General features: G+C 67.0%; 14 protein-coding genes. 3 read left to right on the top strand and 11 right to left on the bottom strand.

Annotated features, from left to right (window positions below; translation table 11 throughout):
* Positions 1–1,230: an acyl-CoA dehydrogenase family protein gene (locus RIB98_06375; GenBank protein ID MEQ8840587.1), complete on the top strand. Its 1,230-nt coding sequence runs from the start codon at positions 1–3 to the stop codon at positions 1,228–1,230.
* 16 nt (positions 1,231–1,246) lie between these two features.
* Here RIB98_06375 and RIB98_06380 read toward each other — a convergent pair whose 3' ends face one another.
* From RIB98_06380 to RIB98_06390, 3 genes are read right to left on the bottom strand one after another with little or no spacing between them, the layout of a single operon-like run.
* On the bottom strand, positions 1,247–2,407 hold the full coding sequence (locus tag RIB98_06380) for a serine hydrolase domain-containing protein (GenBank protein ID MEQ8840588.1): 1,161 nt from the start codon (positions 2,405–2,407) through the stop codon (positions 1,247–1,249).
* 30 nt (positions 2,408–2,437) lie between these two features.
* A complete protein-coding gene (locus RIB98_06385; GenBank protein ID MEQ8840589.1) occupies positions 2,438–3,328 on the bottom strand; it encodes an NAD(P)-dependent oxidoreductase in 891 nt (296 codons plus the stop codon).
* The gene (locus RIB98_06390) at positions 3,325–4,212 is read right to left on the bottom strand and encodes an SDR family oxidoreductase (protein ID MEQ8840590.1); all 888 of its coding nucleotides are present in this window, start codon (positions 4,210–4,212) and stop codon (positions 3,325–3,327) included. The genes RIB98_06385 and RIB98_06390 overlap by 4 nt, the downstream gene beginning before the upstream one ends.
* A 54-nt stretch (positions 4,213–4,266) precedes the next feature.
* Between RIB98_06390 and RIB98_06395 the strand changes: the two genes are divergently transcribed.
* Both RIB98_06395 and RIB98_06400 read left to right on the top strand, forming a co-directional pair.
* The gene (locus tag RIB98_06395; GenBank protein ID MEQ8840591.1) at positions 4,267–5,298 is read left to right on the top strand and encodes an adenylate/guanylate cyclase domain-containing protein; all 1,032 of its coding nucleotides are present in this window, start codon (positions 4,267–4,269) and stop codon (positions 5,296–5,298) included.
* Positions 5,298–6,725, top strand: coding sequence for an amidohydrolase family protein (locus RIB98_06400; GenBank protein ID MEQ8840592.1), 1,428 nt, complete (start codon positions 5,298–5,300; stop codon positions 6,723–6,725). Before RIB98_06395 ends, RIB98_06400 begins: the two co-directional genes overlap by 1 nt.
* A 15-nt stretch (positions 6,726–6,740) precedes the next feature.
* On the opposite strand, the gene RIB98_06405 is transcribed toward RIB98_06400, so the two are convergent.
* The 8 genes from RIB98_06405 to raiA form a co-directional block, all read right to left on the bottom strand.
* Complete coding sequence (locus RIB98_06405; protein MEQ8840593.1) at positions 6,741–7,799, bottom strand: phosphotransferase family protein; 1,059 nt, start codon at positions 7,797–7,799, stop codon at positions 6,741–6,743.
* On the bottom strand, positions 7,792–8,667 hold the full coding sequence (locus tag RIB98_06410; protein ID MEQ8840594.1) for an LLM class flavin-dependent oxidoreductase: 876 nt from the start codon (positions 8,665–8,667) through the stop codon (positions 7,792–7,794). Before RIB98_06410 ends, RIB98_06405 begins: the two co-directional genes overlap by 8 nt.
* A gap of 19 nt (positions 8,668–8,686) precedes the next feature.
* Positions 8,687–9,580, bottom strand: a complete 894-nt coding sequence (locus RIB98_06415; protein ID MEQ8840595.1) for a permease-like cell division protein FtsX — start codon at positions 9,578–9,580, stop codon at positions 8,687–8,689.
* Between the two features lie 9 nt (positions 9,581–9,589).
* Positions 9,590–10,267 (bottom strand): cell division ATP-binding protein FtsE, encoded by a 678-nt coding sequence (ftsE, locus tag RIB98_06420; GenBank protein MEQ8840596.1) that lies wholly within the window; start codon positions 10,265–10,267, stop codon positions 9,590–9,592.
* A 70-nt stretch (positions 10,268–10,337) separates the two neighbouring features.
* A complete protein-coding gene (prfB, locus tag RIB98_06425) occupies positions 10,338–11,450 on the bottom strand; it encodes a peptide chain release factor 2 (protein ID MEQ8840597.1) in 1,113 nt (370 codons plus the stop codon).
* Between the two features lie 59 nt (positions 11,451–11,509).
* Positions 11,510–14,227: a preprotein translocase subunit SecA gene (gene secA, locus RIB98_06430; GenBank protein ID MEQ8840598.1), complete on the bottom strand. Its 2,718-nt coding sequence runs from the start codon at positions 14,225–14,227 to the stop codon at positions 11,510–11,512.
* A gap of 33 nt (positions 14,228–14,260) precedes the next feature.
* Positions 14,261–14,965 (bottom strand): response regulator transcription factor, encoded by a 705-nt coding sequence (locus tag RIB98_06435; GenBank protein MEQ8840599.1) that lies wholly within the window; start codon positions 14,963–14,965, stop codon positions 14,261–14,263.
* A gap of 51 nt (positions 14,966–15,016) precedes the next feature.
* Entirely contained in the window at positions 15,017–15,592 is a 576-nt protein-coding gene (gene raiA / locus RIB98_06440; protein MEQ8840600.1) for a ribosome-associated translation inhibitor RaiA, read from the bottom strand.
* Positions 15,593–15,602: the final 10 nt, after the last annotated feature.

Below are 15,602 nucleotides of genomic sequence, written 5' to 3' on the forward strand. Positions count from 1 at the left end.
ATGTCCGACGCCACCACCGACACCTTCGACGAAGCCGACTTCCGGGCCCGTTGCCGTGCCTTCCTCGACGAGCACGCGGTCGGGATGAACCTCGGCGGCGATGCCGATGCCGGTGGAGCGAAGCGACTCGAGGCCGGACGCAGGTTCCAGCAGGCGATGTTCGATGCGGGTCTCGCCGGCCTCACCTACCCGAAGGAGTACGGCGGCCAGGGACTCGACAAGGAAGCCGAGAAGATCTGGCGTGAGGAGTACGCGAAGTACCCGAACATGACCTTCGAGTTCACCATCTCACACGGCATGTGTCTGCCGATGCTCGCCGAGTACGGCACCCACGACCAGAAGGCCGCCCACCTCAAGGACAACATCCGCGGCGACAAGCTCTGGTGCCAGATGTTCTCCGAGCCGGGTGCCGGGTCCGATGTCGCCAGCCTCCAGACCAAGGCCGAGCGCGACGGCGACACCTGGGTGCTCAACGGACAGAAGGTGTGGACCACGCTGGCCCACGTGAGTGACTACGGCGTGGTCATCGCCCGCACCGACCCCGAGGTGCCCAAGCACGCGGGCATCTCGATGTTCATCGTCCCGATGGACGCGCCCGGTGTCGAGGTCCGGCCGATCCACCAGATCGACGGCGGCAAGCACTTCAACGAGGTCTTCTTCACCGACGTCAGCATCCCGCTCGACAACCTGATCGGCGAGCTCAACAACGGCTGGAACATGGCCACCGCCATGCTCATGTACGAGCGGGTCGCCATCGGCGCCGGCGCCACCGGAGGCGTCCGCCACGAGCGGGCCGACGCACTCATCGAGGAGGCCACGAAGCGGGGCCTCATCGAGGACCCGACGCTGCGCCAGAAGCTGATGCGCATCTACATCATGGAGACCTGCCAGTCGATCGTCTCCATGCGCACGAGGGCCGAGATGCAGGCCGGCAAGACACCGGGACCCGGCGGTTCGATCGGCAAGCTCGCCAGCACGAACATCATGAGCTATGTGCGCGACGTCTCGATGGAGATCGTGGGAGCGGGCGGCGTGGCGTGGGAGAACGACGCCGGAGGCGGCTGGGCCCGAGCGGCCCTCACCGGGCTCCAGGGTGGCATCGCGGGCGGTACCAACGAGATCCAGAAGAACATCATCGGCGACCGTGTGCTCGGACTCCCCCGCGACATCAGCGTCGACAAGGGTGTGCCGTTCAAGGAGCTGAAGGTCGGCACCCAGAAGAGCGACTGAGCCCCGCCCCGGCCGATCAGCCGAGGCAGCTCTTCACGGCTGCGGTGAGACCCGCGGTGCGGGGGTCGCCGACCAGCGACCCGCTCATCTGGTTCATCACGTAGCCGTAGCCGATGCCGAGATCCGGGTCGGCGAAGCCGATGGATCCGCCGGCGCCGGCATGGCCATACGCCCGCGGGCCGGTGAGGGGCAGCACGCCGTCGTGGGTCATGAACCCCATGCCGAACTTGGTGGCCATCACGAGACACCGGTCGTTGCCGTCGGTGACCGTCGCCGTGGCCCGCTCGCGGGTTGCGTCGCTCATCAGGCGCACCCCATCGACCTCGCCGACCGTGGCGGCATAGATACGCGCCAACGACGACGCCGACGTGATGCCATTGGCGGCGGGGATCTCCGACGCTCGCACCTCACGGGTGTTGAACACGTTGTTCCCGTCGCCCAACGTGAACAAGCCGTTGAGGGAAAGCGCTCGGCCGCCGAGGGTCTCGGGACCGATGACCGCGTTCATCAGCTCGACCACCACCGGGTCCGTCGGCGTCGGTGAGGACAACAGCGGCGCCACCCGGGGCTCTTCGTCCTCGGGCAGACCGACCCAGAAGTCAGCGCCGAGCGGCCCTGCGATGTGCTGCTGGACGAAGGCACCGAGTCGCTGCCCGGTGATGCGGCGCACGAGCTCGCCCACGAGCCAGCCATAGGTGAGCGCGTGATAGCCGTGACTACCGTCCTGCTCCCAGAGCGGCGCCTGCGTGGCCAAGAGCTCGACGATGGGGTCGATGGCGAGGACATCGGTGAGGCTCGGCGCGTCGTCGACCGTCACCAGTCCACCTCGGTGGCTCATCATCCAACCGACGGTCATCGCCCCCTTGCCGGCCGCCGCGAACTCGGGCCAGTAGGTCGCAACCGGCGCGTCGTAGTCGAGGTCGCCCCGTTCGTGGAGCATCGCAGCGCAGATCGCGGCGATTCCCTTCGTGGTGGAGAAAACGAGCTGGAGCGTGTCGGCGTCGTAGGGGCGACCGGTGCCCGGATCGGCGACGCCACCGGTGATGTCGACCACCGGCACGCCGTCGACGTACAAACAGAAGCCTGCGCCGACATCGTCGTGCTCGGCGAAGTTCGCGGCGAACGCGTCGGCGATGCGGCCGAACCCTTCGTCGACTCGACCATTGATCTCTGTCATTCCGGGTCTCCTCGTGGCCGGTGGCCGGACTCAGCCGACGTACTCGTCGGGGTGTCGGTGGCGAACCATCCGTGCCATACCTTCGCGCCAATCGACCGAAGGCTGGTAGCCGAGTGCGACCAGCGCGCTCGCATCGACGTGGCCGGGCGGCGGCGCGGACTCGCTGCGTTCGATCGTCACCTCTCGGCCCACGAGACGCCCGAGCTCCTCGCACCAGTCCTCGGCACTCGTCGGTTCTGGGTCGCCCCAGTTCACGACCGTTGCCGGTACCGAGGCTGCGTCGAGGAGCAGCGGGAGACTGGCCATCAGGTCGTCTTCGTGGATCAGGTTGTAGAGGCAGGGCGACGTCGTGTGCAGCGTCACCGGATCGCCGGCCAGGATCGGCAACAGGTGGAACCACGGGAAGCCGCCGTGATCGCCGTAGGGGCTGGCCAGGCGAGCGATCGTGGTCGGCAGCGAGCGGGAACGGGCCAGGTACCTGGCCATTGCCTCTCCCGCGATCTTGCTGATGCTGTAGGTCGGCATCATCAAGGTGTTCGAATCACCGAGTGGCGCATCCTCGCCGTGTACATCGGTCGACGCGGCGTAGACCCCCATCGTCGAACAGTGCAGGAGACGCTCGAGCCCGGGGAGCCGGTCGACAAGGTGCCCGAGCGCTTCTGCGTTGACGGCGAGCGCCTCGTCCCAGCGGTTGGCGAAGGTCACGGCGAAGTTCAGCAGGATCTCTGCGTCGTCGGGAACCGCGGCGAGGTCGCCGGCCATGTCGGCGGCGACACACTGCACACCGAATCCTTCGAGCCGCTCGCGAGCCGACGGGTCGCTGAAGCGGGCCACCGCGACGACGTCGTGCTCAGTGGCGAGCTCGCGGGCGACGACGCCGGCGACTCGACCGGTGGCGCCGGTGATCAGGATGCGGCTCACCGGGCGACCAGTTCCTCGGTGACCGCCCACAGACGGGCAGCAGCGACATCGTCGAGCGCCGTCTTCTTGGGTGTCGCGATCGCCGACTTGGCGAAGTACTTCCCGGACACGCCGGTCAGTTCGGGGCTCGTGGCGGCCCAGATCGACGTCGCTGCGCCCTCGTCGGGGGTGAGGAAGAATCGACTGACGGCCGGCCAGACCAGCTCGCTCAGTCGGGTGCCCTCCGAGTCGCGTCCCAATCGGGTGCGCACCGCGCCGGGGTGGAGGCAGTTCACCGTCACCTTGTCGGCCGGCAAACGGCGAGCCAGTTCCCTGGTGTGCAGCATGTTGGCCAGCTTCGACCTGGCGTAGACGCTCATCCCCTTCACCGCGCCGAAGCGCCCACTCGACGACTGGAGATCGTCGAAGTCGAGGCCCTTGGTGAACTTGTGCGCATCCGACGCGACGATCACGATCCGGGACGGGGCCGACGCCTCGATGAGGGGCGTCAGTGCATCGACCAGCACGAAGTGGCCCAGATAGTTCACGCCGAACGTGAACTCGAATCCATCCGCCGTCGAGCGCCGTTCGGTGAGCACCACCCCGGCGTTGTTGATCAGCACATCGAGACGATCGAAGTCGTCACGGAAGGCGGCTGCGAACTCCCGCACCGCAGTGAGGTCGTCGAGGTCGAGGCGCCGGTGGGACACCGAGTCGTTGCCCGACGACGCAGCCTCGGCCACGATCTCATCGCCCACCGCGGCGTCCCGGGCCGTGAACACCACTTCGGCGCCCATCGACGCCAGACCGAGCACGGTCGCCCGTCCGATTCCCGTCGTTCCGCCGGTCACGAGCACACGCTTGCCGTTGATGTCCCAGGTCATCTCCGCGAGTACAGCCGACATTTCGCTTCGGGGCACATCCACACCGACCAACCCCACCGACTACCGTCGCAGCTCGTGGGGACCGAGGAGAGTGAACGAGCCCAGATCATCGAGATCCTGAAAGGCCTCGGCGTACCCGAGTCCGAGGTGCCTGTGTCGCTCGACGAGGCCGCCGCGATGGCGGCCGACGCGGTCTTCGCTCGTGGCGACCGATACTCGCTGCGCGAGATCGCCGAGAACATCGGCGAGAACCCGGAGGACGTGGCGCAAGGGTTTCTCCATCTCGGTATCCACGTTCACGACGTCGACGAGGGGGGATACAACGAACGCGACATCGAGTTCGCGGCTTTTCTGCGCGACGCCATCGCCGACGTCCTCACCGACGACGAGGGTCAGGAGATCCTTCACGTCTCGGGCACTGCGCTCGCGTCCATCGCGGAGGCCGCCGTGGCGAGCCACGTCCAGGGCCCCGAGCGGCGCACGGCCAACATGGTGGAGAACGCTCGGCTGAACGAACTGACCGCCGAACTCGGCCTCAGCCTCGGCGACAACCTCTCGGTGGCCTTTCGCCACCACCTACGCCAAGCAGCGATCACCAACCGGCGCACCCAGAGCCTCGAGCATCGCGAGCTCGTCACCCTCGCCATCGGATTTCTCGATCTCGTCGGCTTCACGACGATCAGCCAGGAACTGCCGGTCAACGAGCTGGTCGACCTCGTGAAGGCGTTCGAGCGACGCGCCCACGAGCTGGCCCACCAGTGCCGGACGCGCATCGTGAAGTTGATCGGCGACGAGGTCATGTTCGTGGCCGAGCAACCGTCCGATGCCGCCCGCTTCGTGTCCGGGATGACAGAGTCCCTCGCCGACGACGCCGTTGTGCCCCGTGGCGGTCTCGCCCATGGCGATCTCATCAACATCCACGGCGACTACTTCGGCCCTGTCGTCAACCTCGCCGCCCGCCTCACCGACGCCGCCGTGCCGGGCGAGGTCCTGGTCGACGAGGCGATGGCCCTCCATGTGTCCACGGAGCCGGCCGGCCGACGCATGCTCAAGGGCTTCGACGAACCGATCCGAGTCCACACGCTCATTTCCCACGAGGAGAGCTGATGTACGCCCCGACGCCCGAGGTCAGCCGGATCCGGGCTGCGCTCGATCATCCCGTGATCGACACCGACGGCCACGTCATCGAGTACCTCCCGTGGGTCCGGGACATGGTCGTCGACCTGGCCGGCGAGGACGTGGGGCTCCGATTCGACCAGATGGTCATGTCCTCGACCGCCATTCGCGGAGTGCCCACCGAGCTGCGTCGGCAGGCCGGCGTCACCCGGAGCGCGTGGTGGGGAGTGCCGAGTCGCAACACCCTCGATCGGGCCACGGCGATGGTTCCGGGGCTGCTCCACGAGCGCCTGGACCAGCTGGGCATCGACGTGGCCGTGCTCTATCCGACCTACGGGCTGACGGTGACGGCGTTTCCCGACGACGAACTCCGCCAGGTGATGGCCCGGGCGTTCAACACCTACATGGCCACGGCCCACGCCGACTTCACCGATCGACTCGTGCCCGTTGCGTCGATTCCGATGTTCACCCCGGAGGAGGCCCTGGCCGAGCTCGACTACGCGGTCGGCGGGCTGGGACTGCGGGCCGTCATGATGGCGGGGGTCGTTCCCCGGCCGCTGCCGGGAGCCGAAGGACACCGTTCGGCCCGCTACATCAATGGTGTCGGGCACGACAGCGACCATGACTACGACCCGGTCTGGCGCCGCTGCGAGGAACTCGGGGTCTGCCCCACCTTCCACGCAGGAGGGCAGGGCTGGGGTACGCGTGCCTCCCGCACCAACTACGTCTTCAACCACATCGGCAACTTCGCCGCCGCCGGGGAAGCGACGCTACGGTCGCTGCTCATCGGCGGCGCACCGATGCGCTTTCCGAACCTGCGTTGGGCGTTCCTCGAGGGTGGCGTGGCCTGGGCCGCCAATTTCCTCGGCGACGCGCTCGGCCACTACGACAAGCGCAACGGTTCGGCGATCCAGCACTACAACCCGGCTGCCCTGGATCGAGACGAACTCCGTCGGTTCATCGGCGAGCACGGACACGACGACGTGGTCGGGCGACTCGACCGACTCGACTACGCGCTCCAGATGTTGTCCGATCCGGCCGAGGACGCCGACGCGATCGACGAATGGGCCGAGAGCGGCATCGCCTCGCCCGACGACATCGTCGCCATCTTCCGTGACCGGTTCTTCTTCGGCTGCGAGGCCGACGACCCGATGAACGCGCTCGCCTATCAGCGCGACCTCGTGCCCGCCGGCGTGCGACTCCGAGCCATCTTCGCGAGCGACATCGGCCACTGGGACGTGCCCGACTTCACCGGCGTGCTGCCCGAGGCCTACGAGCTGATCGAGAAGGGCCTGCTCGACGAGCACGACTTCCGGTCGTTCATGTTCGACGATCCCGTCCGCCTGTTCCGGTCCGGCAACCCCGAGTTCTTCGCCGGCACCACCGTGGCCGAGGCGGCCGCGGCCGTCAGCCCCTGACCTGCGGGCGGCGGCTCAGGTGCGGCTGATGATCTTGGCGGCCTTCTCGAACAGGCCGATCGTGGTGGCGTGGAGGATGTCGCCGAACGAGGCCGGCGCCTTGCCGGCCTCGGCTCGGGCGTGTGTGCCCTCGAGGATGATGCCCGTCTTGTAGCAGGCGAGCACGCCGTACCACTCGATGGCCGAGAGGTCACGGGTCGACCCCTCGCCGTAGCGCGCCACCATCTCGTCGATGGTCGGGAAGCCCTCCCAGGGTGTCACCGACACCGCCGTGGGAGGCGAGCCCTCCTCGGGCCAGAAGGCCAGGATGAGCCCCAGGTCGATGAGTGGGTCGCCGATCGTGGCCAGCTCCCAGTCGACGACCGCAGCGAGCTCGTGGCTGTCGTGGCGGTACATCACGTTGCCCAGGTGATAGTCGCCGTGGATCACTCCCGGCGAGAACGATCTCGGGCGGTTCTTCTCCAACCAGTCCCCCACCGGCTCGAGATGAGGAATGTCGGCCGTCCATTTCCCGCCGAGATCGTGATACGACTCGAGCTGCGCCCACCACCGGGGCACCTGCCGTTCGAGGTAGCCGTCGGGTTTGCCGAAGTCGGCGAGCCCGACCGCCTCGTGGTCGACCCGGCCGAGGGCGGCCGCGGCGTCGGCCAGCGCGAATCCCATCCCTTTGCGAACGGCAGCGTCGCCCGCATGGAGCGGAGGGAGCCCGGTGGTCGGCGTGAAGCCGTCGACCGGCTCCATCAGGTAGAACGCGGCACCCAGGATGTCCTCGTTCGCTTCGGCCGCGATCAGCGCGGGGTGGGGAACCTCGCCGCCGGCCAGTGCGCCGAGCACACGGGCCTCTCGCCGCATGGTCTCGTCGCTGTTGCGCCGCTTGTGCTCCGGGGGGCGTCGGAGCACGAAGGTCCGGCCGTCCCTCACGAACTGCAGCAGCAGGTTCTGCGTGCCACCGGCCAACGGCGTCAGGTCCTGCAGTGGTCCCGAGCCGAGCCCGTGCGTGTCCATCCACTGGCGCAACACGTCGATGTCGACCACGGCCGGGTCGACCGGGTTCTCACGTTCCTGCTCAGCCATCCGCGCGGTCGGTGAGCGCGGCGATCTCGTGGAGTTGCGCCGGGTCGGTCGAGGTCGGCACCAGATAGACCTCGTCGCAGCCTGCGGCCGCAAGTCGCTCGAGACCCTCGGCCACGGCGTCGATCCCGGCCGCAGTCGTGAGGCCGGCCATCATCTCGGCGGCATCGGCCCCGAACACCTCGAGGTAGCGGACGGCGTAGTCGTGGAGTCGCGTGCCTGCGTCGGCGTCGAGCGAGTACCAGAAGCTCGTGCTGACACGAGGTGGATCGGTGCGCCCGGCCGCCGTCCATGCGTCGCGGATCGCCGCGAACGAAGTGGCATGGTCGTCGGTGGTCGGGGCGAGTGTGAAGCCCATGTTGCCGTCGGCCCAGCGAGCGGCACGGGCGGTCGACTTGGGCCCCATCGCGCTCGCATAGACGGGCGGACCGCCGGCCTGCACCGGTGCCGGCCCCACCGCCGGTGCCCCGGCGTGGGCGGCGCCGCCGCGCCACAGCCGACGAAGCTCGGCAACCTGATCGTCGAGCGTCTGGTGCCGCCCACCGAATCCTCGCTCGGCACACCGATAGTCCTGATCCCGGCCACCGACACCCACGACCACGTCGACCCGGCCGCCGGTGAGCACATCGAGCGTCGCCAGCTTCTTCGCCATCAGCGCCACGGGGTGCATCGGCAGGATGACCAGCGTCGGGGCGATACGCACCCGCTCGGTGCGCGCCGCGGCGTAGGACAGGGTGGTGTGCATCTCGAGGTTGTCGAATGCGATCCGTTCGCCGACGGCAAGACTGCGGAACGGACCGCCGTCGACGGCCGTACACCACTCGTTGAGAAGACCACGGTCGAGGCCCGACACCATCGTCGGCAGGGTCATGGACAGGTCCATGGCGGCGTCAGGCGTCGAGGTAGCGGGTGACGGCCACCATCGAACCGATGACCGAGACCACCACGGCGATGCCGAGCACGACGAGGCTGGTGCCCAGGTACTCGCTGTCGGAGACCCGCAGACCCTGCATGAGCTCCAGCGAATTGGCGTCGCCGAGGCCCTGGATGACCTGGGTGTTGAGGAAATAGAGACCCACCCAGGCGCCGAGCGCGCCCAGGACGGCCTGTGCGAGACCCTCGAGGATGAACGGAATGCGGATGAACCAGTTGGTCGCCCCCACCACCTTCATGATCTCGATCTCCGCGCCGCGGCTGCGGATGGCGCTCACGACGTTGGTGAGGATCAGCAATGTCGACGCGCCGAGCAGGAACATCGAACCGATCAGGAAGACGCGGCTGACGTCGTCGGCCGTTCGCTGGATCTGGCGGATCGTCTTGTCGGCCGAGATCACGTCTCGCACCCCCGGTCTGCCGTCGAACTGGCGGACCAGTTCCTGCACGACGTCGGCGTCGGGGTTGGACGGGACGACACGATACGACGGCGGCAGCTTGTCGGCGGTGACGACATCGAGCATCTCGGGCACGTCGGCGAAGAGATCGCGGAACTCCTCGTAGGTCGCCTCCTGGTCGATGTAGGTCCAGTCCGCGATACCGGGGTTGTCGAGGCTGTCGCGGATGTTGGCGTCCTGCTCGGCCGATGCCTCGGGGTCCATCCAGACCACGAACTCGATGCCACCTTCCCAGCGAGCGGTGGCGTTGTCGACGGCGTAGTTGAACAGCAGGAAGCCGCCGAAGAGCCAGAGCGACACACCGATGGTGATGATCGTCGCAAACGACAACATGAAGTTGCGGACCAGGTTCTGGCCCGTTTCTCGCAGCGCGTAGACAGGACTGATTGCCATGAGCTGCTCCTACTCGTAGACGCCGCGGGCCTGGTCGCGCACGACCACACCCCGGTCGAGTTCGATGACGCGCCGGCGCATGGTGTCGACGATGCCGCGGTCGTGGGTGGCCATCACCACGGTGGTGCCCGTGCGGTTGATGCGGTCGAGCAGCTTCATGATGCCGACCGAGGTCTGCGGGTCGAGGTTGCCGGTGGGCTCGTCGGCCAGGAGGATCAGCGGCCGGTTGACGAACGCCCGGGCGATCGACACACGCTGTTGCTCACCGCCGGAGAGTTCGTGGGGATAGTTGTCGACCTTGGACGCCAGGCCCACGAGCTCGAGGATGGCCGGCACCTGCTTGCGCACCACTGCGCGCGGCTTGCCGATCACTTCGAGCGCGAACGCGACGTTCTCGGCGACCGTCTTCTTCGGCAGCAGCTTGAAGTCCTGGAAGATGTAGCCGATGTTGCGGCGGAGGTAGGGCACCTTCCACGAACCGAGGCTGCTGATGTCCTTGCCGGCCACGAAGATCGTGCCGTGTTCGGGCGTCTCCTCCCGGTTGAGCAGGCGGATGAACGTCGACTTTCCCGACCCGGACTGGCCGACGAGAAAGACGAACTCGCCCTTGCCGATGTCGACGGTGGCGTCACGAACGGCGATGACATCGCCCTTGTAGACCTTTGTGACGTTCTCGAGTTTGATCATGCCGATCCTGTGGAGAAGCGGGCCGCCCGGAGGCCCGAAGCTAGCAGCGCGAGCGGATGAAACTGCGGCACTACTGCGACTCGGCCTGGGCTCGGGTCCACCGGAGCCACGCTTCCATGAACTGTTCGACATCCCCGCCGAGCACCTGTTCGACCTGGGCGGTCTCGTGCTCGGTGCGGAGGTCCTTCACCATCTGGTAGGGCTGCATCACATAGCTGCGGATCTGGCTGCCGAAGCCGACGTTCTGCTGCTCGCCGGTGATGCCGGCGATCTCGTCCTCGCGCTTCTTGCGTTCGAGGTCGAGCAGCTTCGCGGCCATCATCTGCATGGCGCGATCCTTGTTCTGGTGCTGGCTGCGTTCGTTCTGACAGCTCGTGACGAGCCCGGTGGGCAGGTGTGTGATCCGCACGGCGGAGTCGGTCACGTTCACGTGCTGACCGCCGGCGCCCGACGACCGGTAGGTGTCGATGCGCAGCTCCTTCTCGTCGATGTCGATCTCGGAGGAGACCTCTTCGAAGAAGGGGGCCACCTGGATGGCGGCGAAGGCCGTCTGGCGTTTGCCCTCGTTGTTGAACGGTGAGATGCGCACCAGGCGATGCACGCCGTGCTCGGCCTGCATCAGCCCATAGGCGTGGCGACCCTTGAGGATGAACTCGACGTTGTTGAGGCCCGCCTCGGTGCCTTCGGAGACGGACGTGATCTCGACCGTGAACCCGCGCCGATCGGCCCAGCGGTTGTACATCCGCATCAGCATCTCGGCCCAGTCCTGGGCGTCGGTGCCGCCCTCACCCGACTTCACCTGGCACACCGCATCACGTTCATCGAACTCGCCGGTGAACAGCGACCGCATCTCGAGCGCCTCGAGATGGCTCTCCAACGCCTTCGCGGCCTCGGCGATCTCACCCTCGAGCGACTCGTCGTCTTCCTCGCGGGCCATCTCGTGCAACGTCTCCACGTCGTCGACGTCGCCCGTCAGGCGATGGAACAGCTCGAGGTCCTCGTTGACCGAGGCCAGCTCGGAGGTGACGGCGCGGGCCTTCTCCTGGTCGTCCCAGAGGTCGGGGCGCGACGCCTCCGTCTCGAGCTGTGGTTGACGCTGCTCGAGCTCTGCGATGCGGAGGTAGCCGGATGCTTCGTCGAGTCGGGCTCGGATCGCGGCGAGTTGTTCGGAAAAATCTTGCATGATCGTGGGTCAAGATGGGACAGGGGTCTGACCCCGGTGTCCCAACTTGGTGGTCGAAGCTACTCGGCGGCGCCGGGGCGGCCGTGGCACGCCTTGTACTTCTTGCCGCTGCCGCACGGGCAGGGCTCGTTTCGGCCGACCTTCTCGAGATCGGATTTCACCACCGGCGTCCTGCTGCGCACCTCGTTGGGCTTCGCCACCGCCGGCGCACCCGTCGGGGGAATCGACGAGGCCTTGGTGCCGGCACCGGCGTCCTGCTTCTCCTCGGTCACTCCCGCGAGTTGCTGCTGGTCCTCGCCGGGTGGGGTCTCGACCGCCACCTGCACGTGCATGACGTATTTCACGAAGTCCTGGGCGATGCCCTTCATCATCATGCCGAACATGTCGAAGCCCTCGCGCTGCCACTCGGTGGCGGGATCGCGTTGGCCCATGGCGCGCAGGTGGATGCCCTCACGCAGGAGATCCATCTCCTTGAGATGCTCACGCCAGCGCTGATCGATGATGCGCAACATGACCTGGCGTTCGACCTGGCGCATGACGTCGGGTGAGAGCTCCTTCTCGCGCTCCTCGTAGAGCGACGCCCCGATCTCCCACAGCACGTCCTCGAGTTCGTCGATGGTGCGGCAACTGCCGAGCTCCATCACCGAGACTTCGCCGGGCCACAGGCTGCTGATCTCGGTGGCCAGCCCCTCGAGATCCCATTCCTCGACGATCTCGCTGACGCAGTAGGTGGCCACTGCGGCCTCGATGGCGTCCTGGAGGTATTCGAGTGCCTCCTCCCGCAGGTCGGCGCCGTCGAGGATCTGGCCACGGCGCTTGTAGATGACCTTGCGCTGCTCGTTCATCACCTCGTCGTACTTGAGGACGTTCTTGCGGGTCTCGGCGTTGCGGGCCTCGACGGTGTTCTGGGCCCGCTCGATGGCCTTGGTGACCATCTTCGCCTCGATCGGCACGTCGTCGGGCAGCGCCCGATCCATCACCCAGTTCATCGCGCCGGTGGCGAAGAGACGCATCAGCTCGTCCTCGAGCGAGAGGTAGAACCGGCTGGCGCCCGGGTCACCCTGGCGGCCCGAACGACCGCGGAGCTGGTTGTCGATCCGACGGCTCTCGTGACGCTCGGTACCGAGAACGTAGAGACCACCGAGGTCGAGGACCTTCTGCTTCTCGGCATCGGTCGTGGCGCGGTGGGCGGCGAGTCGCTCGTCGAGCAGCGCCTTGCCCTCGTCGCTCGCCGGATCGAGCCCCTCGGCCCGCACGTCGCGTTCGGCGAGTCCTTCGGGGTTGCCACCGAGCAGGATGTCGACACCACGACCGGCCATGTTGGTGGCCACCGTGATCGAACCCAGACGGCCGGCCTGGGCCACCACCTCGGCCTCGCGGGTGTGCTGCTTCGCGTTGAGCACCTCGTGTGGAATACCCCGCTTCTCGAGCTCGCGGGAGAGCTTCTCGGACTTCTCGACCGACACCGTGCCGACCAGCACCGGCTGCCCGGTCTCGTGCTTCTCGGCGAGGTCGTCGACACAGGCCGCGAACTTGGCGTCCTCGGTCTTGTAGATGAGGTCGCCGTCGTCGACCCGGGCCAGGGGACGGTGCGTGGGGACGGGGATCACGTGGAGCCCGTAGGTGGACACGAACTCCGACGCCTCGGTCTCCGCGGTACCGGTCATACCGGCAAGACGGTCGTAGAGCCGGTAGTAGTTCTGGAGGGTGATCGTGGCGAGCGTCTGATTCTCTTCCTTGATCGCCACGCCCTCCTTGGCCTCGACCGCCTGGTGGAGACCATCGGACCAACGGCGCCCGTCGAGCACTCGGCCGGTGAACTCGTCGACGATCTTGGCCGCGCCGTCCTCGATGATGTAGTCCTTGTCGCGCTTGTACAGCTCCTTGGCCCGAAGTGCAGCCTGGAGCTGGTGCACGAGGTTGGCCGACACCTGGTCGTAGAGGTTGTCGATGCCGAGCGCCCGCTCGACCGCGTGAATGCCCTCCTCGAGCGGCGCAACCGTGCGCTTCTCCTCGTCGACCTCGTAGTGCACATCGCGCTGCAGACCCCGGGCGATGGACGCGAACTTCACGTAGAGCTTGGCGGCGTCGGCGACCCGACCCGAGATGATCAACGGCGTACGGGCCTCGTCGATCAGGATGGAGTCGATCTCGTCGACGATGCAGTAGTGGTGACCACGCTGCACCTGCTTCTCGCGCGACATCGCCATGTTGTCGCGGAGGTAATCGAAACCGAACTCGTTGTTCGTGCCGTAGGTGATGTCGCATGCGTACTGCTCGCGCTTGAACGCAGCGTCGCGATTGCCCGGGATGACGAGACCGACGTCGAGGCCCATCCAGCCGTAGACCTGCCCCATCCACTCGGCGTCGCGACTGGCCAGGTAGTCGTTGACCGTGACGACGTGGACACCCTTGCCGGTGACGCCGTTGAGATAGATCGGCAGTGTCGAGGTGAGGGTCTTGCCCTCACCCGTCTTCATCTCGGCCACCCAGCCGAGATGCAGCGCAGCACCGCCGACGAGTTGCACGTCGTAGTGGCGCTGGCCGAGCACGCGCGACGCAGCCTCACGGATGACGGCGAAGGACTCGATCAGCAGATCGTCGGGCTCCTCGCCCTGGTCGAGGCGCGACCGGAACTCGCCGGTCTTGGCTCGGAGTTGGTCGTCGCTCAGGGCCTGCATTTCAGGCTCGAGTGCGTTGATGTCGGGTACGAGGGCCTGAACCGCCTTCAGTTTTCGACCCTCACCGCTTCGCAGAACTCGATCAAAGATGCTCATGACTCTCCGGACTCTACCCACCCGCTCGCGCCATCAGGGGTCGATCAACCGACTCCGCATCGCATAGAGCACTGCCTCGGTACGGGTGGCGAGCTGCAGCTTCTCGAGGATATTGCGGACATGGTTCCGCACCGCGTGATGCGTCATGTCGGTGGCCGCGGCGATCGCCGCGTTGTCCGCGCCCTCGGCCATCGCCTCGAGCACCGCGACCTCACGCGCAGTGAGAATGGGCGAACGCCATGCGTCGTCGGTGTTGCGGGTGTCGACGTCGAGGGCGACACGCTGGTCGGCGCGACGTGCGAGCGCCGCGAACTCGTGCAGCAGACGACCGGCGAGCGGCGGGGACACGAAACTGTGCCCCTTCGCCACCTGGCGAGCGGACCGAGCGATGTCGGTGATCGACGTCTCCTTGAGGAGGTAACCGGCCGCGCCGGCCTTCACCGCCTCCAGCAGATCATCGGTGTCGTCGGACACGCTGAGCATCAGTACGCGGGTGGTCGGTACGGCGTCGAGGATGCGGCGGGTCGCTTCGATGCCCCCGATCCCCGGCATGCGCACGTCCATCAGGACGACGTCGGGGGCCAAGGAGGTTGCGAGGTCGACGGCCTCTTCGCCGTCCGCCGCCTCCGCCACCACGTCGAGGTCGGCGGCGTCGTCGAGCTCCATCACGAGGCCGCGTCGATAGAGCGCATGGTCGTCGACCACGAGTACGCGCAACTCGACCGCCCTGTCCGGCATGTCCTGCCTGTCGGCCGGTGCTCCGGTGTTCTGAGGCGCCTCGGCGGGGGGTCAGTCGGCTTCGTCGATCAGACCGACATCGCCATCGTCACGGCGATAGACGACGGCACTGCGGCTGGTCTCCTTGTTGATGAAGAAGAAGAACCCGTGACCGAGCTCCTCCATCTTCTCGACCGCATCCTCTGCATCGAGCGGGGCCAAGTGGAACCGCTTCGTGCGCACGATGCGGGGAACGTAGTCCTCTTCCTCGACGGTCTCCGGCTCCGCGACCGCGATCGCGGCCGCGACGTCGGCCGCAGCCCGCAACGAGTCGCCGGTGCCATGGGAGCGGCGCTGGATCTTGGTGCGCAGCTTGCGGATCTGCCGCTCGAGCTTGGCTTCGGCCAGATCGACGGCCGTGAACGGGTCGGGCGCGTGCACCTTGCACCGCAGATGGTGGCCGCTGCCCTTCAGGTGGACCTCACAGAACTGCTTGTCGGAGATGCGGGGGTTCTGGGCCTGGTCGAAATGCACCCCTGCGGTCTCCAGTCCATCGAGGTACTTGTCGAGCTGACCGATTTTCTCGTGGATCACCTCCTCCAGTCTCGGCGTGATGACGACATGCCGTGCACTGATGGAGACATCCATGCTTAACCTC

The sequence above is a fragment of the Acidimicrobiales bacterium genome, assembly GCA_040219515.1.
In the GTDB taxonomy this organism is placed as follows: Bacteria; Actinomycetota; Acidimicrobiia; order Acidimicrobiales; family Aldehydirespiratoraceae; genus JAJRXC01.

Excerpts from the sequence above, each read along its gene's own strand:
- RIB98_06375 (MEQ8840587.1), top strand. The coding sequence starts at position 1 with ATGTCCGACGCCACCACCGACACCTTCGACGAAGCCGACTTCCGGGCC.
- RIB98_06380 (MEQ8840588.1), bottom strand. The coding sequence starts at position 2,407 with ATGACAGAGATCAATGGTCGAGTCGACGAAGGGTTCGGCCGCATCGCC.
- RIB98_06415 (MEQ8840595.1), bottom strand. The coding sequence starts at position 9,580 with ATGGCAATCAGTCCTGTCTACGCGCTGCGAGAAACGGGCCAGAACCTG.
- prfB (MEQ8840597.1), bottom strand. The coding sequence starts at position 11,450 with ATGCAAGATTTTTCCGAACAACTCGCCGCGATCCGAGCCCGACTCGAC.
- RIB98_06410 (MEQ8840594.1), bottom strand. The coding sequence starts at position 8,667 with ATGACCCTGCCGACGATGGTGTCGGGCCTCGACCGTGGTCTTCTCAAC.
- secA (MEQ8840598.1), bottom strand. The coding sequence starts at position 14,227 with ATGAGCATCTTTGATCGAGTTCTGCGAAGCGGTGAGGGTCGAAAACTG.
- raiA (MEQ8840600.1), bottom strand. The coding sequence starts at position 15,592 with ATGGATGTCTCCATCAGTGCACGGCATGTCGTCATCACGCCGAGACTG.
- RIB98_06405 (MEQ8840593.1), bottom strand. The coding sequence starts at position 7,799 with ATGGCTGAGCAGGAACGTGAGAACCCGGTCGACCCGGCCGTGGTCGAC.
- RIB98_06400 (MEQ8840592.1), top strand. The coding sequence starts at position 5,298 with ATGTACGCCCCGACGCCCGAGGTCAGCCGGATCCGGGCTGCGCTCGAT.
- ftsE (MEQ8840596.1), bottom strand. The coding sequence starts at position 10,267 with ATGATCAAACTCGAGAACGTCACAAAGGTCTACAAGGGCGATGTCATC.
- RIB98_06435 (MEQ8840599.1), bottom strand. The coding sequence starts at position 14,965 with ATGCCGGACAGGGCGGTCGAGTTGCGCGTACTCGTGGTCGACGACCAT.
- RIB98_06390 (MEQ8840590.1), bottom strand. The coding sequence starts at position 4,212 with ATGTCGGCTGTACTCGCGGAGATGACCTGGGACATCAACGGCAAGCGT.